17 protein-coding genes are annotated in these 16,940 nt (G+C 36.4%); 12 read left to right on the top strand and 5 right to left on the bottom strand.

Annotated features, from left to right (window positions below):
• Window positions 1–14: 14 nt before the first annotated feature.
• Window positions 15–635, bottom strand: coding sequence for a helix-turn-helix transcriptional regulator (locus tag ABDZ84_RS14375; RefSeq protein WP_026681692.1), 621 nt, complete (start codon window positions 633–635; stop codon window positions 15–17).
• 289 nt (window positions 636–924) lie between these two features.
• Here ABDZ84_RS14375 and ABDZ84_RS14370 point away from each other — a divergent pair, with 289 nt between their 5' ends.
• Together ABDZ84_RS14370 and ABDZ84_RS14365 are read left to right on the top strand one after the other, a co-directional pair.
• Window positions 925–1,545: a superoxide dismutase gene (locus ABDZ84_RS14370; protein WP_026681693.1), complete on the top strand. Its 621-nt coding sequence runs from the start codon at window positions 925–927 to the stop codon at window positions 1,543–1,545.
• A 77-nt stretch (window positions 1,546–1,622) separates the two neighbouring features.
• Window positions 1,623–2,168 (top strand): NADPH-dependent FMN reductase, encoded by a 546-nt coding sequence (locus ABDZ84_RS14365; protein ID WP_026681694.1) that lies wholly within the window; start codon window positions 1,623–1,625, stop codon window positions 2,166–2,168.
• A gap of 115 nt (window positions 2,169–2,283) precedes the next feature.
• Here ABDZ84_RS14365 and ABDZ84_RS14360 read toward each other — a convergent pair whose 3' ends face one another.
• The 3 genes from ABDZ84_RS14360 to ABDZ84_RS14350 all read right to left on the bottom strand — a co-directional run bounded on the left by ABDZ84_RS14360 (window position 2,284) and on the right by ABDZ84_RS14350 (window position 5,868).
• Window positions 2,284–3,684 carry a right-handed parallel beta-helix repeat-containing protein gene (locus ABDZ84_RS14360; protein WP_026681695.1) on the bottom strand — a complete coding sequence of 467 codons (1,401 nt, stop codon included), beginning with the start codon at window positions 3,682–3,684 and terminating at the stop codon, window positions 2,284–2,286.
• Window positions 3,685–4,106: 422 nt separating this feature from the next.
• Window positions 4,107–4,733 carry a metal-dependent hydrolase gene (locus tag ABDZ84_RS14355; RefSeq protein WP_026681696.1) on the bottom strand — a complete coding sequence of 209 codons (627 nt, stop codon included), beginning with the start codon at window positions 4,731–4,733 and terminating at the stop codon, window positions 4,107–4,109.
• Window positions 4,734–4,974: 241 nt separating this feature from the next.
• A complete protein-coding gene (locus ABDZ84_RS14350; protein ID WP_026681697.1) occupies window positions 4,975–5,868 on the bottom strand; it encodes a TetR/AcrR family transcriptional regulator in 894 nt (297 codons plus the stop codon).
• A gap of 296 nt (window positions 5,869–6,164) precedes the next feature.
• Here ABDZ84_RS14350 and ABDZ84_RS14345 point away from each other — a divergent pair, with 296 nt between their 5' ends.
• From ABDZ84_RS14345 to cdaS, 3 genes are all read left to right on the top strand, one after another.
• On the top strand, window positions 6,165–6,758 hold the full coding sequence (locus ABDZ84_RS14345) for a lysophospholipid acyltransferase family protein (protein WP_026681698.1): 594 nt from the start codon (window positions 6,165–6,167) through the stop codon (window positions 6,756–6,758).
• A gap of 261 nt (window positions 6,759–7,019) precedes the next feature.
• Window positions 7,020–7,484, top strand: a complete 465-nt coding sequence (locus ABDZ84_RS14340) for an NUDIX domain-containing protein (protein ID WP_026681699.1) — start codon at window positions 7,020–7,022, stop codon at window positions 7,482–7,484.
• Window positions 7,485–7,588: 104 nt separating this feature from the next.
• The gene (gene cdaS, locus ABDZ84_RS14335) at window positions 7,589–8,212 is read left to right on the top strand and encodes a sporulation-specific diadenylate cyclase CdaS (RefSeq protein WP_026681700.1); all 624 of its coding nucleotides are present in this window, start codon (window positions 7,589–7,591) and stop codon (window positions 8,210–8,212) included.
• A gap of 41 nt (window positions 8,213–8,253) precedes the next feature.
• Here cdaS and ABDZ84_RS14330 read toward each other — a convergent pair whose 3' ends face one another.
• Window positions 8,254–9,159, bottom strand: a complete 906-nt coding sequence (locus ABDZ84_RS14330; RefSeq protein ID WP_026681701.1) for a LysR family transcriptional regulator — start codon at window positions 9,157–9,159, stop codon at window positions 8,254–8,256.
• A gap of 245 nt (window positions 9,160–9,404) precedes the next feature.
• Here ABDZ84_RS14330 and hpaB point away from each other — a divergent pair, with 245 nt between their 5' ends.
• The 7 genes from hpaB (at window position 9,405) to ABDZ84_RS14295 (ending at window position 16,939) form a co-directional block, all read left to right on the top strand.
• Window positions 9,405–10,871 (top strand): 4-hydroxyphenylacetate 3-monooxygenase, oxygenase component, encoded by a 1,467-nt coding sequence (gene hpaB / locus ABDZ84_RS14325; RefSeq protein ID WP_343781999.1) that lies wholly within the window; start codon window positions 9,405–9,407, stop codon window positions 10,869–10,871.
• Between the two features lie 347 nt (window positions 10,872–11,218).
• The gene (locus ABDZ84_RS14320; protein WP_026681703.1) at window positions 11,219–11,692 is read left to right on the top strand and encodes a flavin reductase family protein; all 474 of its coding nucleotides are present in this window, start codon (window positions 11,219–11,221) and stop codon (window positions 11,690–11,692) included.
• A gap of 60 nt (window positions 11,693–11,752) precedes the next feature.
• Entirely contained in the window at window positions 11,753–13,255 is a 1,503-nt protein-coding gene (gene hpaE / locus ABDZ84_RS14315; protein ID WP_200862554.1) for a 5-carboxymethyl-2-hydroxymuconate semialdehyde dehydrogenase, read from the top strand.
• Window positions 13,256–13,293: 38 nt separating this feature from the next.
• A complete protein-coding gene (hpaD, locus tag ABDZ84_RS14310; protein ID WP_026681705.1) occupies window positions 13,294–14,274 on the top strand; it encodes a 3,4-dihydroxyphenylacetate 2,3-dioxygenase in 981 nt (326 codons plus the stop codon).
• Window positions 14,275–14,314: 40 nt separating this feature from the next.
• Window positions 14,315–15,235: a 2,4-dihydroxyhept-2-ene-1,7-dioic acid aldolase gene (gene hpaI / locus ABDZ84_RS14305; RefSeq protein ID WP_026681706.1), complete on the top strand. Its 921-nt coding sequence runs from the start codon at window positions 14,315–14,317 to the stop codon at window positions 15,233–15,235.
• Between the two features lie 157 nt (window positions 15,236–15,392).
• Window positions 15,393–16,181 carry a fumarylacetoacetate hydrolase family protein gene (locus ABDZ84_RS14300; RefSeq protein WP_026681707.1) on the top strand — a complete coding sequence of 263 codons (789 nt, stop codon included), beginning with the start codon at window positions 15,393–15,395 and terminating at the stop codon, window positions 16,179–16,181.
• Window positions 16,178–16,939: a fumarylacetoacetate hydrolase family protein gene (locus ABDZ84_RS14295; RefSeq protein WP_026681708.1), complete on the top strand. Its 762-nt coding sequence runs from the start codon at window positions 16,178–16,180 to the stop codon at window positions 16,937–16,939. The genes ABDZ84_RS14300 and ABDZ84_RS14295 overlap by 4 nt, the downstream gene beginning before the upstream one ends.
• Window position 16,940 lies beyond the last annotated feature (1 nt).

Genomic DNA, 16,940 nt, shown 5'->3' with positions numbered 1-16,940 from the left:
GATTACAATCGGTATTAAAATGCTATTAAAAACCGACAGTGATCATTTCCTTCTGTTTTGCAGCTTGTTCGTGTAACATTATCCGTTTGTAATACCTTTTGAAACAGGGAGGTTTCACATCGGCATGCAATTTTGTATTCTTTAGCAACTGCCATAATAGGACAATTATATTCAGTAAGCTCATAGGTGTTTGCGTCAATCTTTGTGATATCCGCCATATAACCTTTTTCATTTTGAATCATTTCCATTTCTTTTATTCTTTCAGATGGGGATTTTTGGTACATCCGAATATTATATTCGTTCGTTAAACGATTTTCTCGTCTTTGAAATAATCGCTGAATGGAATCATCTCCATGCAAATCTCTAATATCGTTTAAAAATTCTACACTTAACCCTTCATAGCTTTTTGGAAACAATAATTCGCCTTTTTCCGATAACGAATACTGTTGCATCGGTCTTCCCATCGATTGTTTTACTTCTTCTGAAAAGATAAGCCCGTCTTTTTCCATAATAGAAAGATGCTTTCGAACTGCCATATCTGTGATATTCAAATGCCTTTTCAGTTCACCAACAGTCAATTTAACCTCTTTTTTTAATAGATGAAGTATCTTATCTTTCGTAGTAATCCTTTCCATAATTAATTAACACCTCTTTTTAGGAAATTACGGTCACTGTCTGTATAAGAAGCAACAAGTCTAGGCTCATACTAAACCTGGTCATTGATATGGCAGAATATAGATTTCCTTTATTGTATAAAAAAGTAGCAATAGTTAAAAGCAAAAAGAAACTATGTGACCAACAAAATTATTAGGGTTTTTTGAGCATATAAATTGCTTTTAACAAATTGATGCGATATCCTTTTTACATACTTATTATACCAATAAGTATAATAAGTACAAAATAAAAAGGGTGGAGGAATTTTTTATGGCAAAATTTGAATTACCTGAACTACCGTATGCAACAAATGCATTGGAGCCGTACATCGATCAAACTACTATGGAGATTCATCATGGGAAGCACCATCAAACATATGTAAACAAATTAAATGCTGCACTAGAAGGTAAGGCTGAATTAGCAGACAAATCATTAGAAGCAATTATTAGTAATTTGGAAGCAGTACCAGAAGATATCCGCACAGCGGTACGTAATAATGGTGGAGGACACTTAAACCATACGCTTTTCTGGGAAATTATCGCACCAGGTAAAGAAGCAGCTGAACCTGCTGGAAAACTGGCAGAAGCGATAAAAGAAGCATTTGGAAGTATTAGCAGTTTTGAACAAAAATTCGCTGATGCAGCGACAACTCGCTTTGGATCTGGATGGGCATGGTTAGTTGTTAATCAAACTGGTAAGCTAGAAGTAATAAGTACACCAAATCAAGACAACCCAATCTCAGAAGGAAAAACACCGATTTTAGGTATTGATGTGTGGGAGCATGCTTATTACCTTAAGTATCAAAACCGACGTCCAGAATACATTGAGAATTTCTTTAATATTATTAATTGGGACGTAGTTGCTGAAAAATATGAGTTAGCTGTGAAATAATGCAAATAAATGGAATGATGTGCTATTCTGGCGCATTATTCCATACATATACAGAATATAAAAAAGGGGGGAAACCAGTGAAAATTGTTGGAATTTCCGGATCAATAGTTGGAGAGAAAACCTCACAAGCTGTGCACGAGGTTTTACTTGCTGCAAAACGCCAGCAAAAAGATGTCGAGACAGAGTTAATCGATTTAAAAGACTATGAAGTTGAATTTGTTCGTGGAACCCCTTTAGCTTATTATAACGAAGATACTTGGTATGTTGTAAATACAGTCTTAGCAGCAGATATCATTGTATTTGGCTCCCCAATATATCAAGCTTCGATCTCAGGTGTGTTAAAAAACCTGCTCGATCATTTTCCTGTGGACGCTTTCAAATCTAAAGTGACAGGAATTATAACAACGGGCGGATCTGAAAAGCATTTTCTTGTGTCTGAATACCAGCTTAAACCGATACTTTCTTATTTAAAAGGGATCGTACCGTCTTGTAGTGTTTTTATTCATAATGACTCATATAATGATGATAATGAAATCGTAGATCCTTCCATTTTAAATAGGATCACATTGCTCACGAAAGAGATGATGGCGATACAACAACGGATTGAACTGGAAACACAATAATGATGCAGTAAATCTGCTGATAGCTGATAGACGAACAGGGCTGTTCCCGAAATTTAAACTGGCTTTTTGGTGACAGCCCTTACTATGTAGCCTCTTTTACAGGAACTTATAGCACTTAGTTCTCTACAATATTTTTTGCAGGTGAATCCTTCTTTAAATTAAAATTATATTGGTTTTCATTTTCATATTTTGGGTCTAGGTAACTGGATTTTAAATCGCTTTTTGAAGTAATTTTAAATTCAGGAAAAGAAGTGTATGCTTCTTCTTTCCATACCCAAATACCTGTTCTTCCTACTTCCTTATGAAATACATTCATTATTAACTTGTTGGCATAATTTGTTGTAAAATGGTTAGCAATAAATAGACGAGATGGTCCAGCAGTTAAAATGTTTTTTTTAATCACATTTTTTTTAATATTATGCTGTAATAAAAGCTGTCCCCCGTCTAACCCTTTCGTATCGTTTCGATAAATAATATTTTTGGAGATAATGGAATTTTTCGTACCACCTCGTTCTTTATCATATCCGCCAATTGATATGCCTGTGTAATAGTTTTCATAAATAATATTATTTCTAATTGTAATATGCTCCGCATATTTCCCAGCATGTTCAGAGGTTGCTTCAATACCGATATCGCAATGATAGATGGTATTCTTTTCAATAGTTATATTTTTTCCGCCGTCTACGTAAATACCACCTGCACTATAATCTTCTCCATAACTTGGATTTCCGTAAGAGGAAATATCATAAACTTGATTATTCTTTATGAAGCCATTTCGTGCATAGTCATTTTTCTTATCATTAGATATTCCTTCATAACCGATAATATCAATGCCTATATTATCATTTCGGCGAACAAGATTATGTTCTATTTTAAAGCCATTTATATTACCATTGAGTACAATCGATTCACTTGAGCCCAGCTTTAAATCTTCCACTGTATTATTTAAAATGTTTATGTCTACCATTGGAGAGGTTCCATATACCGCAATTCCATGCCCATTTCCATCATTTGCATGAGTTTCAATACGCTGCACATGGTTATTTTCTAAAGTAATATGACTGCTAGAACCTGTAACATAAATTCCCATTACTGTTTCATTTGTTACATTACTAGTTAAATCCTGTATGATTAAACCACTAACTGTAACATAGTTTTTATTATTTATTGTAACTAACGAAGTATTCTCTTCAGCATCCTTTAGGTCCTTTCCACTAACAACTACCTTCTCGTTTTTGTAGGCTTTAAAAGTAATTGGTTTTGTTTTTGTACCACTATGTTTAACGACAAGCTTTTCGTTGTAAGTTCCTTTTCGTATGAAGACAGTAGTTCCTGCACTAGCTTTTGTAGCGGCTTTATTTAGCGTGCGAAATGGCTTTAATTTTGTACCATCATTTTGATCATTTCCATTTATAGATACATATATGACCTTTTCCTGCCCTGCATTAGCACTATTCGATATGAGAAAAATTGTAACAGCAGCCCCCATCAATAGAATATATAATACCTTTTTCATGTAATCACTCCGTAATAAAAATAATTATGTCTTCATCATCGTACACGATGATGAAGACAAATACTATTTCTTCGTAATTTAAAGCAAAAAAGAAGGCTGAAGAGATGGCCATGCGGCATTAAATCTAATTTATGGGAGCTTTAGTGCAATTCTATTTGGAAACAACTGAAAACTGACTGAGTTGAAAAAAGTATAGTAGCAATTATTTGTTGATCTAATTTTCCATCAACAAGAAGGGACATGAGGGAAAACAAAGCATATGGAAGCATGTGGGAACACTATATTAATAGAGAACTGGTAGAAGATACATAGGTTGGTTTGAAGCAACCGTACCTAGTTACGACTGAATCTGAACTTCATGGGATGAAGAGCAAGAGGTTAGTGGCATTTGGAGAAAATGCTATCACTAACTCCTAACTTACTTACATGTCCTTGGACCAAATTGGTAGAAAAAGCTTAATGCCTCGTTTGTTAAACGGGAGGAACTTGCTATCTCCAACTAAGTGGCTAATATACCCAATGAGGCAGGTATAGTAAACGCCGTCAACAGCAAGTGAGGATTCTAGGTTAGCAGCAATAAACCCAAAGAAAATAACCCCCAAGATAGAATGCGTATATGTACGGTGTGCTACAAAGGAAGCAATAAGAATATAGATTCCTAGCAATAGTAACCACATTTCCTGTAAGGATAGTCCACCCGCTAGTATACCAATCCCGGTAATGGTTAGCATATGCTTTTGCTTGATCGATGAAGATAATGCCAACAGTGCTAAACCGATTCCCATCCCAATGTACCTTTCATTATTTGCTCCTTCATAGAAACTATAGCAAATAAGCAAAACACCAATTAATTGTGCAACCGCTCGAAACATCTTATGAGATAAGGTTATCTTTCCTCTTAATTTACCATCGATATCAAGATCAGGAAGTAAACCTGATACGGTACCGATCCCGATTAGTAAAAGTGTTTGAGAAGGAGTAGATTGAAGGTTGTTTGCTATAATAAATCCTGTTGCTGCTCCAATTGTTGCATGTGCTGTACCATTCATTTAGTAGTACTCCCTCCATCCTATACGAGATTATAGAAAAAAAGACTATTACATTGTACAACAAAATATATGTTCTGTTTAGTAGTAGAATTAATTATTTCAATTGTTTTATTTTATGAGAAAGTATAGAGAACATGTGAAAGTCAAACGTGAAAAGGCAGTCTGAATTGGATAATCTATATTTAGAAAACAAAAAGGAGCAATCTCAATCTATCGAGCTTGCTCCTAGTTACAGATCATCTTATTCTTTTGTGTTTGTAGAATCTACAAAATTCCATAGCTTGAAGGCTATTTCTCTGGCCTCTACTTCATGGGGCGTTGTTTTAAATACTTCTTTAAATGAGTGCGAAATTGTCTCGATCAGGAAATATCTAGGATCATCTTTTTTTAATTCTTCAAGTAGAAATAGCAAGTACTCCAGACCGCTTGATGTAGTATTCGTATCAAGTTTTTGGTGGAAGCCATTTAATTGAGTTAAAAGTTGGTCTTTGGATCCTTTCTTATCACCTATGTTTCTCGCTAATGTGCTTCGTACATCGTCATCTAAAAGCAGGTCTTTTGAATGTATCAATTGTGGTACAATCGCATCTATTCTTCTAATCACATAGGCTACAAGCTCAGTAATATCACTTAAATTCTTTGATGAGGCAGTCCAAATATGAATAATATGTTGCATCATGCCAAGTAGAAGGACTGCACAATCAAGTGCATAGGGAGCAGATGCTTTGCCATATACATCAATTAGTCTATCTCTTAGCCAAAATAATTCGGCTAAATGATTTTTTTTGACAAAATCTCTTAGTTCATCGTCACCGGAATGGAAAATAGCTTCAAACAGAAGAAATAGATTCTGTTCGCGATTAATGTGCATACGAATTGCTATTTGTTCTGCAAGAACTTTTTTATCAGAAAGGTTTTGTCCAATAAGAATTTCTCTTCGCCTAACAAATGTCTCCTCATTAACATATTCTAATATTGCTATTAGACATTCATTCTTCGAGGAAAAATAGTTATAAAATGTTCCCTTTGAAATGTTTGATTCCTCTAAAATATCTTGTATGGAAGTAGCAGAGAACCCTTTCTCGATGAAAAGTTGTTGTGCAGTAACTAAAACTTGTCGCTTTCTTTCATTCATCTTATCACCTTTATTCCGCTCTCACAGGAAGAAAAAGATAATTTTGCTCCATTCCTGTAAGAACCAGCGTCGTTCAACTGCAAATAATGGAAGGATAATATTAGCTATACCTTATGCAGCATAAGATTATCGTAACCGATTACTATCTTCTTAGCAATGAGAACGAATATTATTGAGAGAAGCTTAAAAAAATTGTTGAGCTTTATACAATATTAGTATCAGGTATTAATACTTTATGTTAGAATGAAGTCGTAAGAATAAATCAATCTATTTATAAAGTGAAGGGGTTTCAGGATATGTATTATTTCGCAGCACATGCTTTAAAAATAATATTACGTTTGTTTGGAAGATTGAGTGTATACGAAAAGCAAAATGTACCGACATCAGGTGGCTATGTTATAGCTTGTACGCATACAGGTTGGGTTGATATATTATGGCTCGGAGTATCTGTTCTGCCAACAAAAATCCATTATATGGCAAAAAAAGAGCTCTTTCAAACTCGATTTTTAAAATGGTTGATGGAGGGGCTCCACGCATTTCCAGTTGATAGAGAAAATCCTGGTCCGAGTACCATTAAAATTCCCAGACGTTTACTATCTGAGGGAAAGGTTGTGGGGATTTTTCCAAGTGGTACGAGAACGAGTGAGGAAGTTCCTTTAAAAAGAGGTGCAGTTACGATTGCAGGACATGCGAATGTTCCAATTATTCCGGTGGCTTATAGTGGGCCAAATAATTTTAAAGATCTGTTGACGCGTGTGAAACCGAAAATTATATATGGCAAACCAATTTATCTGTCAACAGATTTGACTAAAAAAGAGGGAATGGAAGTTATGTTAGCTGAACTAAATCAGGAATTACGTCTGCTCCAGCAGAAGCTCCAGTCAAAGTGATCTCAACAAGAGGGAGTCTATGTTAAGAAATAGAGCTCCCTTATTAATAGATTAGCATAGAGGATGAGTAATTTTTCCGCATGAATAATACACTGCCTTACGTTACAGACAGTTTTGAAAAGTATAAAAAGACTAATTATTCATCTAGGTTTAATTAGATTAATTTTATATGTAATGATAAACGATTCATTACTCTAAGTTAATTAATCAATAACTTTGCACATGAGAATACAAGCGTAAAAAAGCGTAGGAGGGAAAGTTATGGGGATTAGAAATTCTGCCAAAGCAATTATTATTCATGAGGGTGAAATTTTAACAATAATGAAGCAAGATAGAGATGGCTATTATTATTTGTTGCCTGGAGGTGGGCAAAATAAAGGTGAAAATTTACATCAGGCCTTAAAAAGAGAAGTATTAGAAGAGATAAGTGCAGTTGTAGAAATTGGTGAATTATTGTGCATACGTGAATATATCGGAAAAAATCATGAACATGGCACATATGATGGGGATACGCATCAAATCGAATATATGTTTATTGCTAGTTTAGAGGGAGATAGAAGCCAAGTAATGAATGGCGTTCTTCCTGATGATGGTCAAATTGATGTAGCTTGGCTACCTATTTCAAGCATTGAGAACTATCGGCTATATCCAAAAGCACTTCGTCCCTATTTAATTGAATATATGGCTGAAGTAAAGCCTCCCGTTTATCTTGGGGATGTTAATTAACGATATATACTTCAATAAATAATATAAAACAATAGATGTCCGTATACCTTTCTTTTAAAGGGAAAAAGTAAGTAGAACCGATAAAAAAGATAGAGGTGTGTAAAATGGATAATGTTAATCTAGGGCTATCTGATGAAATGCAGAACCATTTAAGCAAATATTTAACACAAATTACATCTGATATTAATCATGTGCTTGATACAATTGAAAGAAAAGACTGCTGTATATTAAATGAGTTTGAGCATATCCATCATACGTTTCATGATTTACAAAAGACAGCTGCTTCGTATTATTTAAATTCATACTTATCCTCATACACTGATCGCTATCAAGCCTTATCAACAGCCATACAACATTTTTCCGAGCGTAAACACGGGGCACTCATGGTTGTTGAACGAAATGATATGTTGGAAACATTCCTACATTCTGGGATTCCAGTTGGTGCAAATCTTAGTTATGCCTTATTGGAATCCATATTTTACCCTGGAAGCCCACTTCATGATGGCGCTGTCCTAATTAAAGGGAATACCATAATCTCTGCGGGAAATGTTCTTCCTCTCTCTCAACAGGTAGCAGGTGATAAAAAAATGGGAACACGACATAGGGCTGCATTAGGATTATCTGAAATTAGTGACGCAGTTGTACTTGTTGTATCAGAAGAAACAGGTAAAGCTTCCTTTGCATTAGATGGTAAAATGTATGCGATTCATCCTGGAGGAATGATTTAAATGGTTGAAACTGACAAATCTTATGCGTATCATCCAATCGGTCATTCGAAGATAGTTTCTTTCTCAAGCTTTTCGGATTGAAATAATTCAATAAATCGCCTTGTACTTTTAGAAAGGTAACGGTCCTTTAACCAAATAAGAGATGACTGAGAAATGATTGTATTATCTTCTATTGTTAATGTTTTTAGCCCACGTAATTGATGTCCAGATAGTGTCGACTCAGGAACAATTGTTGCTCCAACCTCCTCACTAACAAGTTGGAGAATCATGTCTACATCTGGACATTCACAGACTATTTTAGGGTGTAGATTAAAACTTTCAAATTGATCAAGGATTAATTCATATTGTCCAATGCCGCTAATTCTGTGTAATAGTAACAATGGAAATGTGCTTAGTTGTCTCATTGTAGTAGCTATCATGGAAGATTCGCACCATTGTTCTGGCATTACTACGATATATTTTTCATCCGGAAGGGAAAGGGAATTAAAGGCTTGCATCTCTAATGGTAAACGAATAATGGCAATGTCAATATCTCGATTACTTAGTTGTTCAGCAAGCGAATAGGAATCTCCTTCTTTTAAATAAAAGTGTACGTGAGGGTATTTTTCCTGAAATAGCTTTATTTGCCTTGGTATGTGAGAGAAGCAAGTTTTCACACAACCGAGCGAAATACTTCCCTTCGTACCCGTCCCAGTTTCTTTTACCTCTGTAATTGTTTCTTCTAATGTATCGAACAATTCGTTAATTTTATTATAGAGTACTGTTCCTGCATCTGTTAATTCCATTTTACGCCCGTTACGTTCCAATAATTTAACTCCTAGTTCTTCTTCTAATGACTTCAAGCTTTGACTTAGTGGTGGCTGGGCCATATGTAATTTATTAGCTGCTCGGGTAATTTGCCCTTCATTAGCTATAGCTTGAAAATACCGTAAATGTCTTATTTCCATTGAGCTATTCATCCTTTTTTAGTTGGTAACGCTTACTTTCATTGGATTATATATGATTTGATGTACAAAAACAATATCTTTTAAAACAAATATATATTATATATATAGATTACTAATGAAATAGATATTATTAATATAGAAATAATCGTGCTATTATTCTAATTAAAGGTATTATTCAGAAAAAAAGTTTGTGCATTGGACCGAAATGATACCGCTTACAACAATAAAGTATAGGAGGAAAGTATATGCCAGCAAAATCAGGAAAACAATATATCGATCGTTTAAAGCAAGCGAATAATAATGTGTATATTCATGGAGAACGTGTTGAAGATGTAACAGAGCATCCGGTATTTAAAAATGCAGTTCAGTCCATGGCAAGACTATATGATATTCAATATGAAAAACCAAAAAAAATGCTTTACACTTCTCCTACTACAGGAGACCAAGTAGGGAAGACATTTATGGTACCAACCACCATTGATGAACTAATCGAGCGACGTGAGGCAATTATGGAATGGCAAAGTTTTACGAAAGGGTTAATGGGAAGATCTCCTGATTATTTAAATGCTGATGTTATGGCAATGGGAGCAGCAAGTGAATTCTATGCCGAGGGTGACCCAATGTTTGCTGAAAACGCAAGGAACTTTGCTACTTTTGCAAGGGAAAAAGACATTAGTTTGACCCATACATTAATTCACCCACAGGTGAATCGTGCAAAGATTCAGGCTGAGCAGAAAGATGCAAATGTCGCTCTTCATGTAGTAGAAAAAAATGATGAAGGTGTCGTAGTTGATGGGATTCGCCTTTTAGCAACGCAAGGTGGTATTACGGATGAAATTCTAGTATTTCCATCTACAGTTAAAAAATCAGGTGAATTAGACGATCCTTATTCGTTAGCTTTTGCAATTCCGAATAACACACCAGGACTAAAGTATTTGAGTCGTGAGTCGTTTGACTATGGAAAGAATCAATATGATCATCCACTCAGTTCTAAATTTGAAGAAGGGGATACCATTGTCGCATTTGATCATGTACTTGTACCGTGGGACCGAATCTTCGTTTTAGAAAATTCATCCATATGTAATCGGGCATTTTCTGAGACGAATGCAGTTGTGCATATGACACATCAAGTGATTGTCAAGGATATCGCTAAAACTGAATTCCTGCTTGGGGTTGTTCTTACACTAATGGATTCGATTGGCATTGATGGATTCCAGCACGTAAAAGATAAAGGCACAGAAATCATGCTTACCTTAGAAACAATGAAATCTCATCTATTTCGAGCTGAGCATAGCGCTAAATTGGATAGGTGGGGGATGATGACACCTAATTTCCAAGCTTTAGATGCTGCTAGAAATTGGTTTCCTCGTGTTTATCCGAGAATGGCTGAAATACTAAGGATTTTAGGGGCATCAGGCATGATGGGAATACCAACATATGCTGATTTCGAAAATGAAGAAATTGGTCCAATTCTTCATCGTGCTATGCAAGGAAAAAACGTTGAAGGTTATGAGCGCGTACAGATTTTTCGTTTAGCTTGGGATTTGACAATGAGTGCATTTGGTAGTCGCCAAACGCATTATGAATACTACTTTTTTGGCGATCCAATTAAAATGGGCATGGCGTATTTTGATAAATATGATAAAGAAGTGTATAAAGCCCAAGTTCGGGACTTTTTAAGTAGTCAGCACATGGGGCAAGTGAAATTATAAAATTTTCATTTTTTATATCAGAAATGTAGCGATATTTTATTATAAAAGCCAAATAAAATTGATGGTAATACATTGAGCCTAGAAATTGGCTCGGTGTTCATTATTAAATGAAAATTACTTTCTCTAATACAGTTATAAATTGTAATTTACTTAAGCCAACAGGCAGCCACATGAAGGAAGCTATAAGGTTCTCAAGTGGTATATTGCAATATAACGGTGATAGCCAATGGTTGGTGGTAGTAAAATCGAATGCGTTATGAGTAAGACTACCAAGATAGATGTTCTAAGTAATTTCCATGATTTCCGTAGAGTCAGTTTCCATCTTACAATAAAGGAGGAGAATTAGCATGGAAAACAGAGAGTTTCGTAATGCAATGGGGAGATTTGCCACTGGAGTTACGGTAATTACAACAAAATCGGGAGATAATCATCATGGCATGACAGCGAATGCGTTTATGTCTGTTTCACTAGATCCTCAATTGATAACGGTTTCCATTGACAATCGAGCTAATATGTTAAATAAAATAAACCAGTCTGAGAAATTTGCTGTTAGTTTTCTGTCTGATAAGCAGCAGGATATTTCCATGCACTTTGCTGGTCAAGCAAATGCTGACGAGGAAATAGAATTTGATTATATACAACAAGTTCCGGTAATCCAAAACGCTCTAGCCTCCATAGTATGTGATTTAGATCGTAGCGTAAAAGTTGGAGATCATACATTGTTTATTGGTAAAGTGATCGATATGAATGTAACAGATGGAAATCCGTTAACATTCTTCGGTGGAAAATACGGAAAACATGAACCCGTTGAATATGTATAGTTAACGATCGAAATTATTATATATGATTTAATATATTATATTCAAAGGAGTGGAAATCACATGGCTAATCAAGTAGCTGATCAGCATTTGAAAATGAAACAGCAAACAAAAGATATCAAGCTCTATATCAATGGAGAATTCGTTGAAGCCGAAAGTCAGCACACATTTGAAAATATAAGTCCATATACAAATGAAACCATAAACAAGGTTGCATCAGGTGATCAAGCTGATATTAAGAAAGCTGTACAGGCAGCAAGAGCTGCCTTTAACGGAGAATGGGGCAACTTAAAAGTAAAAGATCGGCTTGCATATGTCTACAAAATTGCAGATCTTATTGATGAGCATATTGAAGAGATAGCCCCTCTAGAATCATTTGATACTGGTTTACCAATAAGTCAAACCAAGAAAATGGTGAGTAGAGCAGCCTATAATTTCCGTTTTTATGCTGAAATGGTTTCTACGCGTATGGTAGGAGAAGCATATCAAGTGGATGATGAATTTTTAAATTATACCATTCATAAACCAATTGGTATTGCTGGGTTAATTACACCATGGAATGCACCATTTATGTTAGAAACATGGAAAATAGCACCAGCATTGGCTACTGGGAATACCGTTATCTTAAAGCCGGCGGAGTGGTCTCCATTGACTGCTAATCGATTGGCAGAAATCATAGACAAGGCAGGACTTCCTAAAGGCGTATTTAATGTAGTTCACGGCTATGGAGAAACAGCAGGTGCTTCCCTTGTAGCACATCCCGATGTTGAGTTGATTTCATTTACTGGAGAGACGACTACTGGCTCAGAAATCTTAAAAAATGGTGCGGACGCTTTGAAGAGCTTTTCTATGGAGTTAGGTGGAAAATCACCAATTATTGTTTTTGACGATGCTGATGTTGAACGTGCACTTGATGCATGTACATGGGGGATATTCTCGTTTAATGGAGAGCGCTGTACGGCGAATTCGCGCTTGTATGTGCATGAACATATAGCTGATGAGTTTATTCATAAGTTAAAACAACGTATAAACAAGATAAAAGTAGGAGATCCGTTAGAAGCAGATACACAGGTTGGTCCACTTATTCATAAAAATCATTATGCTAATGTCAGGAATTATCTTGAAATTGCTAAAAAAGAAGGATGCGAAGTAATTAGTGGAAATGTTCCAGACAGCAAAGGTAATTACGTTGCGCCAACCCTTATTCTGAATGCAACTAATCAAATGCGTGTGATACAGGAAGAAATATTTGGACCAGTTATTGCTGCAATGACATTTACAGATGAACAAGAAGTTATTGACTTAGCTAACGATGTTCGCTACGGCTTAGCTGGTTACGTTTGGACACAGGATATACAACGGGGGCATCGTGTTGCTCAAGCGATTGATTCTGGTATGTTATGGGTGAATTCACAGAATGTACGTGATTTAAGAACACCATTTGGAGGATCAAAGCACAGTGGAATTGGTCGTGAAGGTGGACATTATGCCTTTGAATTCTATACGGAAACACAAATTATCCATGTTGCTTTAAAGGATCATCCTATTCCGCAATTTGGAAAGTAATAGCTGTCATGATTTTATATGGGGAGGGGAATGCCAGCATGAACTTTGATATTATTCGTTCAGGTCGTGCCATTTTACACGTAACCGATTTAAAAAAGTCTAAAGCTTTTTATGAAGCGCTCGGATTTATCGAGTCAGAAGCGGATGATGAGAATATTTTTTTCCGCGGGCTGGAAGAACACAATCATCACAGCCTCTGGTTAAGAAAGAAACCGGAGGCTGCTGTGGAAGCAATAAGCTATAAAGTTACCTCTGAAAAAGATCTCGATGAACTGGAGAAATTCTTTCTTAGCCAAGGCAATGATGCGAAGTGGTTAGAAAAAGGGACACAACGAGCACTTGGGCGTGCATTACGAGTTCAAGATATTTCTGGTTTACCATTAGAATTTTACGCAGAAATGGAGACGGTTGACCGCCTATTACAACGCTATGACCTGTATAAAGGTGCGAAAGTACAGCGGATTGATCATTTTAACTGTATGGTACCAAATGTGGAGCAAGCATATGACTTTTATATCAACCAACTTGGATTTATGTGTTCAGAATATACCGTTGGAGAAGAAGATAAAATATGGGCTGCTTGGCTACATCGTAAGCCATCCGTTCATGATGTTGCATTCATGAATGGGCAAGGACCACGGCTACATCACATTGGTTTTTGGCTAAAAGACCCAATGAGTTTAATAGATGGTTGTGATGTGCTTGCGGCTATGGGGTATGGACCAAATATTGAACGTGGGCCAGGTCGTCATGGATTATCCAATGCCTTCTTCTTGTACCTAAGAGATCCAGATGGTCATCGAATTGAATTATATAATGGAGATTATTTAACGAGTGACCCCGACTTCAAACCAATTAAGTGGGATTTAGATGATCCAATGCGACAAACATTTTGGGGACATGAAGCGCCGGACAGCTGGTTTGAAGAAGCGTCTAGAGTTTTGGATGTACAAACTGAGAGAAAATTGCCGCTACATGAACCGAAATTGAAAAAAAGAAAACCGCAATTTGTACTATAGGTTAATTCAAATCGTTTAATGAAAAGAAAGGATGAGCAAAATGACCAAGACATATGAGGAAATAAAGCAGCGTTTAAGGGGGTCAATCACTCCAGTTATTACACCGTTCAAAGCTGATTTTTCAATTGATTACGATAAACAATCGGAACTGATTGAATATCAGTTGAACAATGGTACACATGCGATTTCTGTTACAGGTACATCAGGGGAACCAAGTTCACTGACCATTGAAGAACGGGTCAAAGTAATGGATAACGCGAAGAAAACAATTAATGGTCGATTACCATTTGCACCAGGTACTGGCTCAACGAACCACGATGAAACCATGTATTTAACAAGAAAGGCACAAGAAATTGGTGCAGATGCAGCCATGGTTATTGTTCCATATTATAATAAACCGAATCAGCAAGCATTATATAAGCATTTCAAGACGGTAGCAGATTCGGTGGATATACCAATTATTGTATATAATATTCCGGGTCGCACTGCATTAAATATGGAAGTAGAAACATTAGCTAAATTAAATGAGGATTGTCCAAATATTGTGGGTGTTAAAGAATCAAATAAGGATTTTGAACATGTGAACAGAGTAATGCTTCGTTGTGGTAGAGACTTCCTATTATATTCAGGTATTGAATTACTTTGTTATCCGATGTTGACTATTGGTGGTGCAGGATCAATCAGTGCAACAGCTAATGTAGAACCAGCAAAGGTAGCGGAGATGCATGATGCATGGACAATGGGGGATGTGAAGCGTGCACAAGACTTGCATTTTGAATTAATGAAATTAAATGATGTCCTATTTAAAGATACAAACCCTGCACCAGTAAAGACAGCTTTAGGGATGATGGGGAAAATCGAACCCGTATTACGACTGCCGATGGATTTACCTTCAAAATCGCTTCAAAACGAAATTCGTGAAACCTTGGTTGAATACGGGAAACTTTTACAGCCCACTTAAGGAGAACAACATAAGAGCAAAAGTAAGCTAGTCAATGGGCAATGAGGCTTATGGGTATATTTTTTCATAGTACTTCGAGCTTAAGCAATAATCTTTTGTAACAGGATTGGGTATTGCTTAAGCTTGGTATATAGCTCAGAAAAAAGGATGATGAATCATGAAAACCGTTCGCTTAAAGATGTCAGGTATACAGCATTATAGGGAAGCCAAGGTCGATGTTGAAAATGGGAAAATCGAAATTGCTGGAACATCGTATAAGCAAGAGGAGGTTTCGTATGATATCCCTGTGTCTGGAACAGTTTACGGTACGTTATTAAACTATCAGGGCGAATACAAACAACTAGAAAAGGCTATGTATGAAACACCATATCTAGCCCCTCCCAAAGCACCGATTTTATATATTAAACCTGTCAATACATTTGCTTCTGCAGGATCGATGATTGTCCTACCTGAGGACATTTCAGAACTAGAGATGGGTGCAGCCTTAGGTGTTGTAATAGGTAAATCAGCAACCAAGGTTAATGAAGTCGAAGCATTATCGTACGTAGAAGGATATACGATTGTAAATGATGTTACTATTCCACATGATAGTGTTTATCGACCAGCTATTAAAGAAAAGGCTCGCGATGGTTTTTGTCCAATTGGACCCTGGGTTGTAACACGTGACTCTGTAGATAGCCCTAATGATTTACAGATTCGAGTAAGGATTAATGGTGTGTTGAAACAAGAAAATAATACGAAAAATCTTATTCGTTCCGTTGAGAAACTAATTGCTGATGTGACCGCGTTTATGACATTAGCAAAAGGTGATGTGCTATTAGTTGGCATACCAGAAGACCCACCTGTTGCCAGAATAAATGATGTTGTACAGATTGAAATTAACAAGATAGGTATATTAGAAAATACGATAACTACCGAAGAAGCACTAGTAGGAGGGAGAGCATGAAGCATGCACGAATTGCTTATCAGGGACTTGTCCATGAAGCAGTTGTTGCAGAGGATGGTATCCAACTAAATGATGGAAGAATGGTAAGCGAAGATCAGGCAGTGTGGCTGCCTCCAGTTAAGCCAAATACAATTTTTACATTAGGTTTGAATTATGCCGATCATGCGAAGGAATTATCGTTTTCTCCAACTCAAAAAGACCCACTTGTATTCTTTAAAGGTCCAAATACACTAATTGGTCACAAAGCCAGCACCATGCGTCCAAGTGATGTTGCATTTATGCATTATGAATGTGAATTAGCGGTCGTCATTGGCAAGGAAGCGAAACAGATAAGAAAAGAAGTTGCATATGATTATGTTAAAGGATACACAATTGCAAATGATTACGCGTTACGTGATTACTTAGAGAATTATTACCGGCCAAACTTAAGAGTGAAAAATCGTGACGGTTGTACACCAATAGGACCATGGTATGTAGATAAAGCCGATGTGAAGGATCCTATGAATTTAGCATTGCGTACATACGTCAATGGAGAAAAAACACAAGAAGGATCAACTGCTGATATGCTTTTAGGAATTCCAGAGTTAATTGAATACTTAAGTGGATTTATGACCCTGTTCCCAGGAGACATTATTTTAACCGGCACCCCAAAGGGCTCCATAGATACAGCAGTAGGAGATGAAGTAGTAACCGAGATAGAAGAAATCGGTCGTCTTGTCAATACAATAGTTGGGGAGGAAGCCTTTCTATCTAATTAAT

Origin of the sequence: Virgibacillus salarius (genome assembly GCF_039521925.1) — a bacterium.
GTDB lineage: Bacteria > Bacillota > Bacilli > Bacillales > Amphibacillaceae > Virgibacillus > Virgibacillus salarius.
This window is presented reverse-complemented; position numbering and strand designations above follow the sequence as displayed.

Bases quoted from the DNA above. Each gene is read 5' to 3' on its own strand.
- ABDZ84_RS14320 (WP_026681703.1), top strand. From the start codon at position 11,219: ATGGAAAACAGAGAGTTTCGTAATGCAATGGGGAGATTTGCCACTGGA.
- hpaB (WP_343781999.1), top strand. From the start codon at position 9,405: ATGCCAGCAAAATCAGGAAAACAATATATCGATCGTTTAAAGCAAGCG.
- ABDZ84_RS14345 (WP_026681698.1), top strand. From the start codon at position 6,165: ATGTATTATTTCGCAGCACATGCTTTAAAAATAATATTACGTTTGTTT.
- cdaS (WP_026681700.1), top strand. From the start codon at position 7,589: ATGGATAATGTTAATCTAGGGCTATCTGATGAAATGCAGAACCATTTA.
- ABDZ84_RS14350 (WP_026681697.1), bottom strand. From the start codon at position 5,868: ATGAATGAAAGAAAGCGACAAGTTTTAGTTACTGCACAACAACTTTTC.
- hpaE (WP_200862554.1), top strand. From the start codon at position 11,753: ATGGCTAATCAAGTAGCTGATCAGCATTTGAAAATGAAACAGCAAACA.
- ABDZ84_RS14295 (WP_026681708.1), top strand. From the start codon at position 16,178: ATGAAGCATGCACGAATTGCTTATCAGGGACTTGTCCATGAAGCAGTT.
- ABDZ84_RS14360 (WP_026681695.1), bottom strand. From the start codon at position 3,684: ATGAAAAAGGTATTATATATTCTATTGATGGGGGCTGCTGTTACAATT.
- hpaI (WP_026681706.1), top strand. From the start codon at position 14,315: ATGACCAAGACATATGAGGAAATAAAGCAGCGTTTAAGGGGGTCAATC.
- ABDZ84_RS14300 (WP_026681707.1), top strand. From the start codon at position 15,393: ATGAAAACCGTTCGCTTAAAGATGTCAGGTATACAGCATTATAGGGAA.
- ABDZ84_RS14375 (WP_026681692.1), bottom strand. From the start codon at position 635: ATGGAAAGGATTACTACGAAAGATAAGATACTTCATCTATTAAAAAAA.
- hpaD (WP_026681705.1), top strand. From the start codon at position 13,294: ATGAACTTTGATATTATTCGTTCAGGTCGTGCCATTTTACACGTAACC.
- ABDZ84_RS14340 (WP_026681699.1), top strand. From the start codon at position 7,020: ATGGGGATTAGAAATTCTGCCAAAGCAATTATTATTCATGAGGGTGAA.
- ABDZ84_RS14355 (WP_026681696.1), bottom strand. From the start codon at position 4,733: ATGAATGGTACAGCACATGCAACAATTGGAGCAGCAACAGGATTTATT.
- ABDZ84_RS14370 (WP_026681693.1), top strand. From the start codon at position 925: ATGGCAAAATTTGAATTACCTGAACTACCGTATGCAACAAATGCATTG.
- ABDZ84_RS14330 (WP_026681701.1), bottom strand. From the start codon at position 9,159: ATGGAAATAAGACATTTACGGTATTTTCAAGCTATAGCTAATGAAGGG.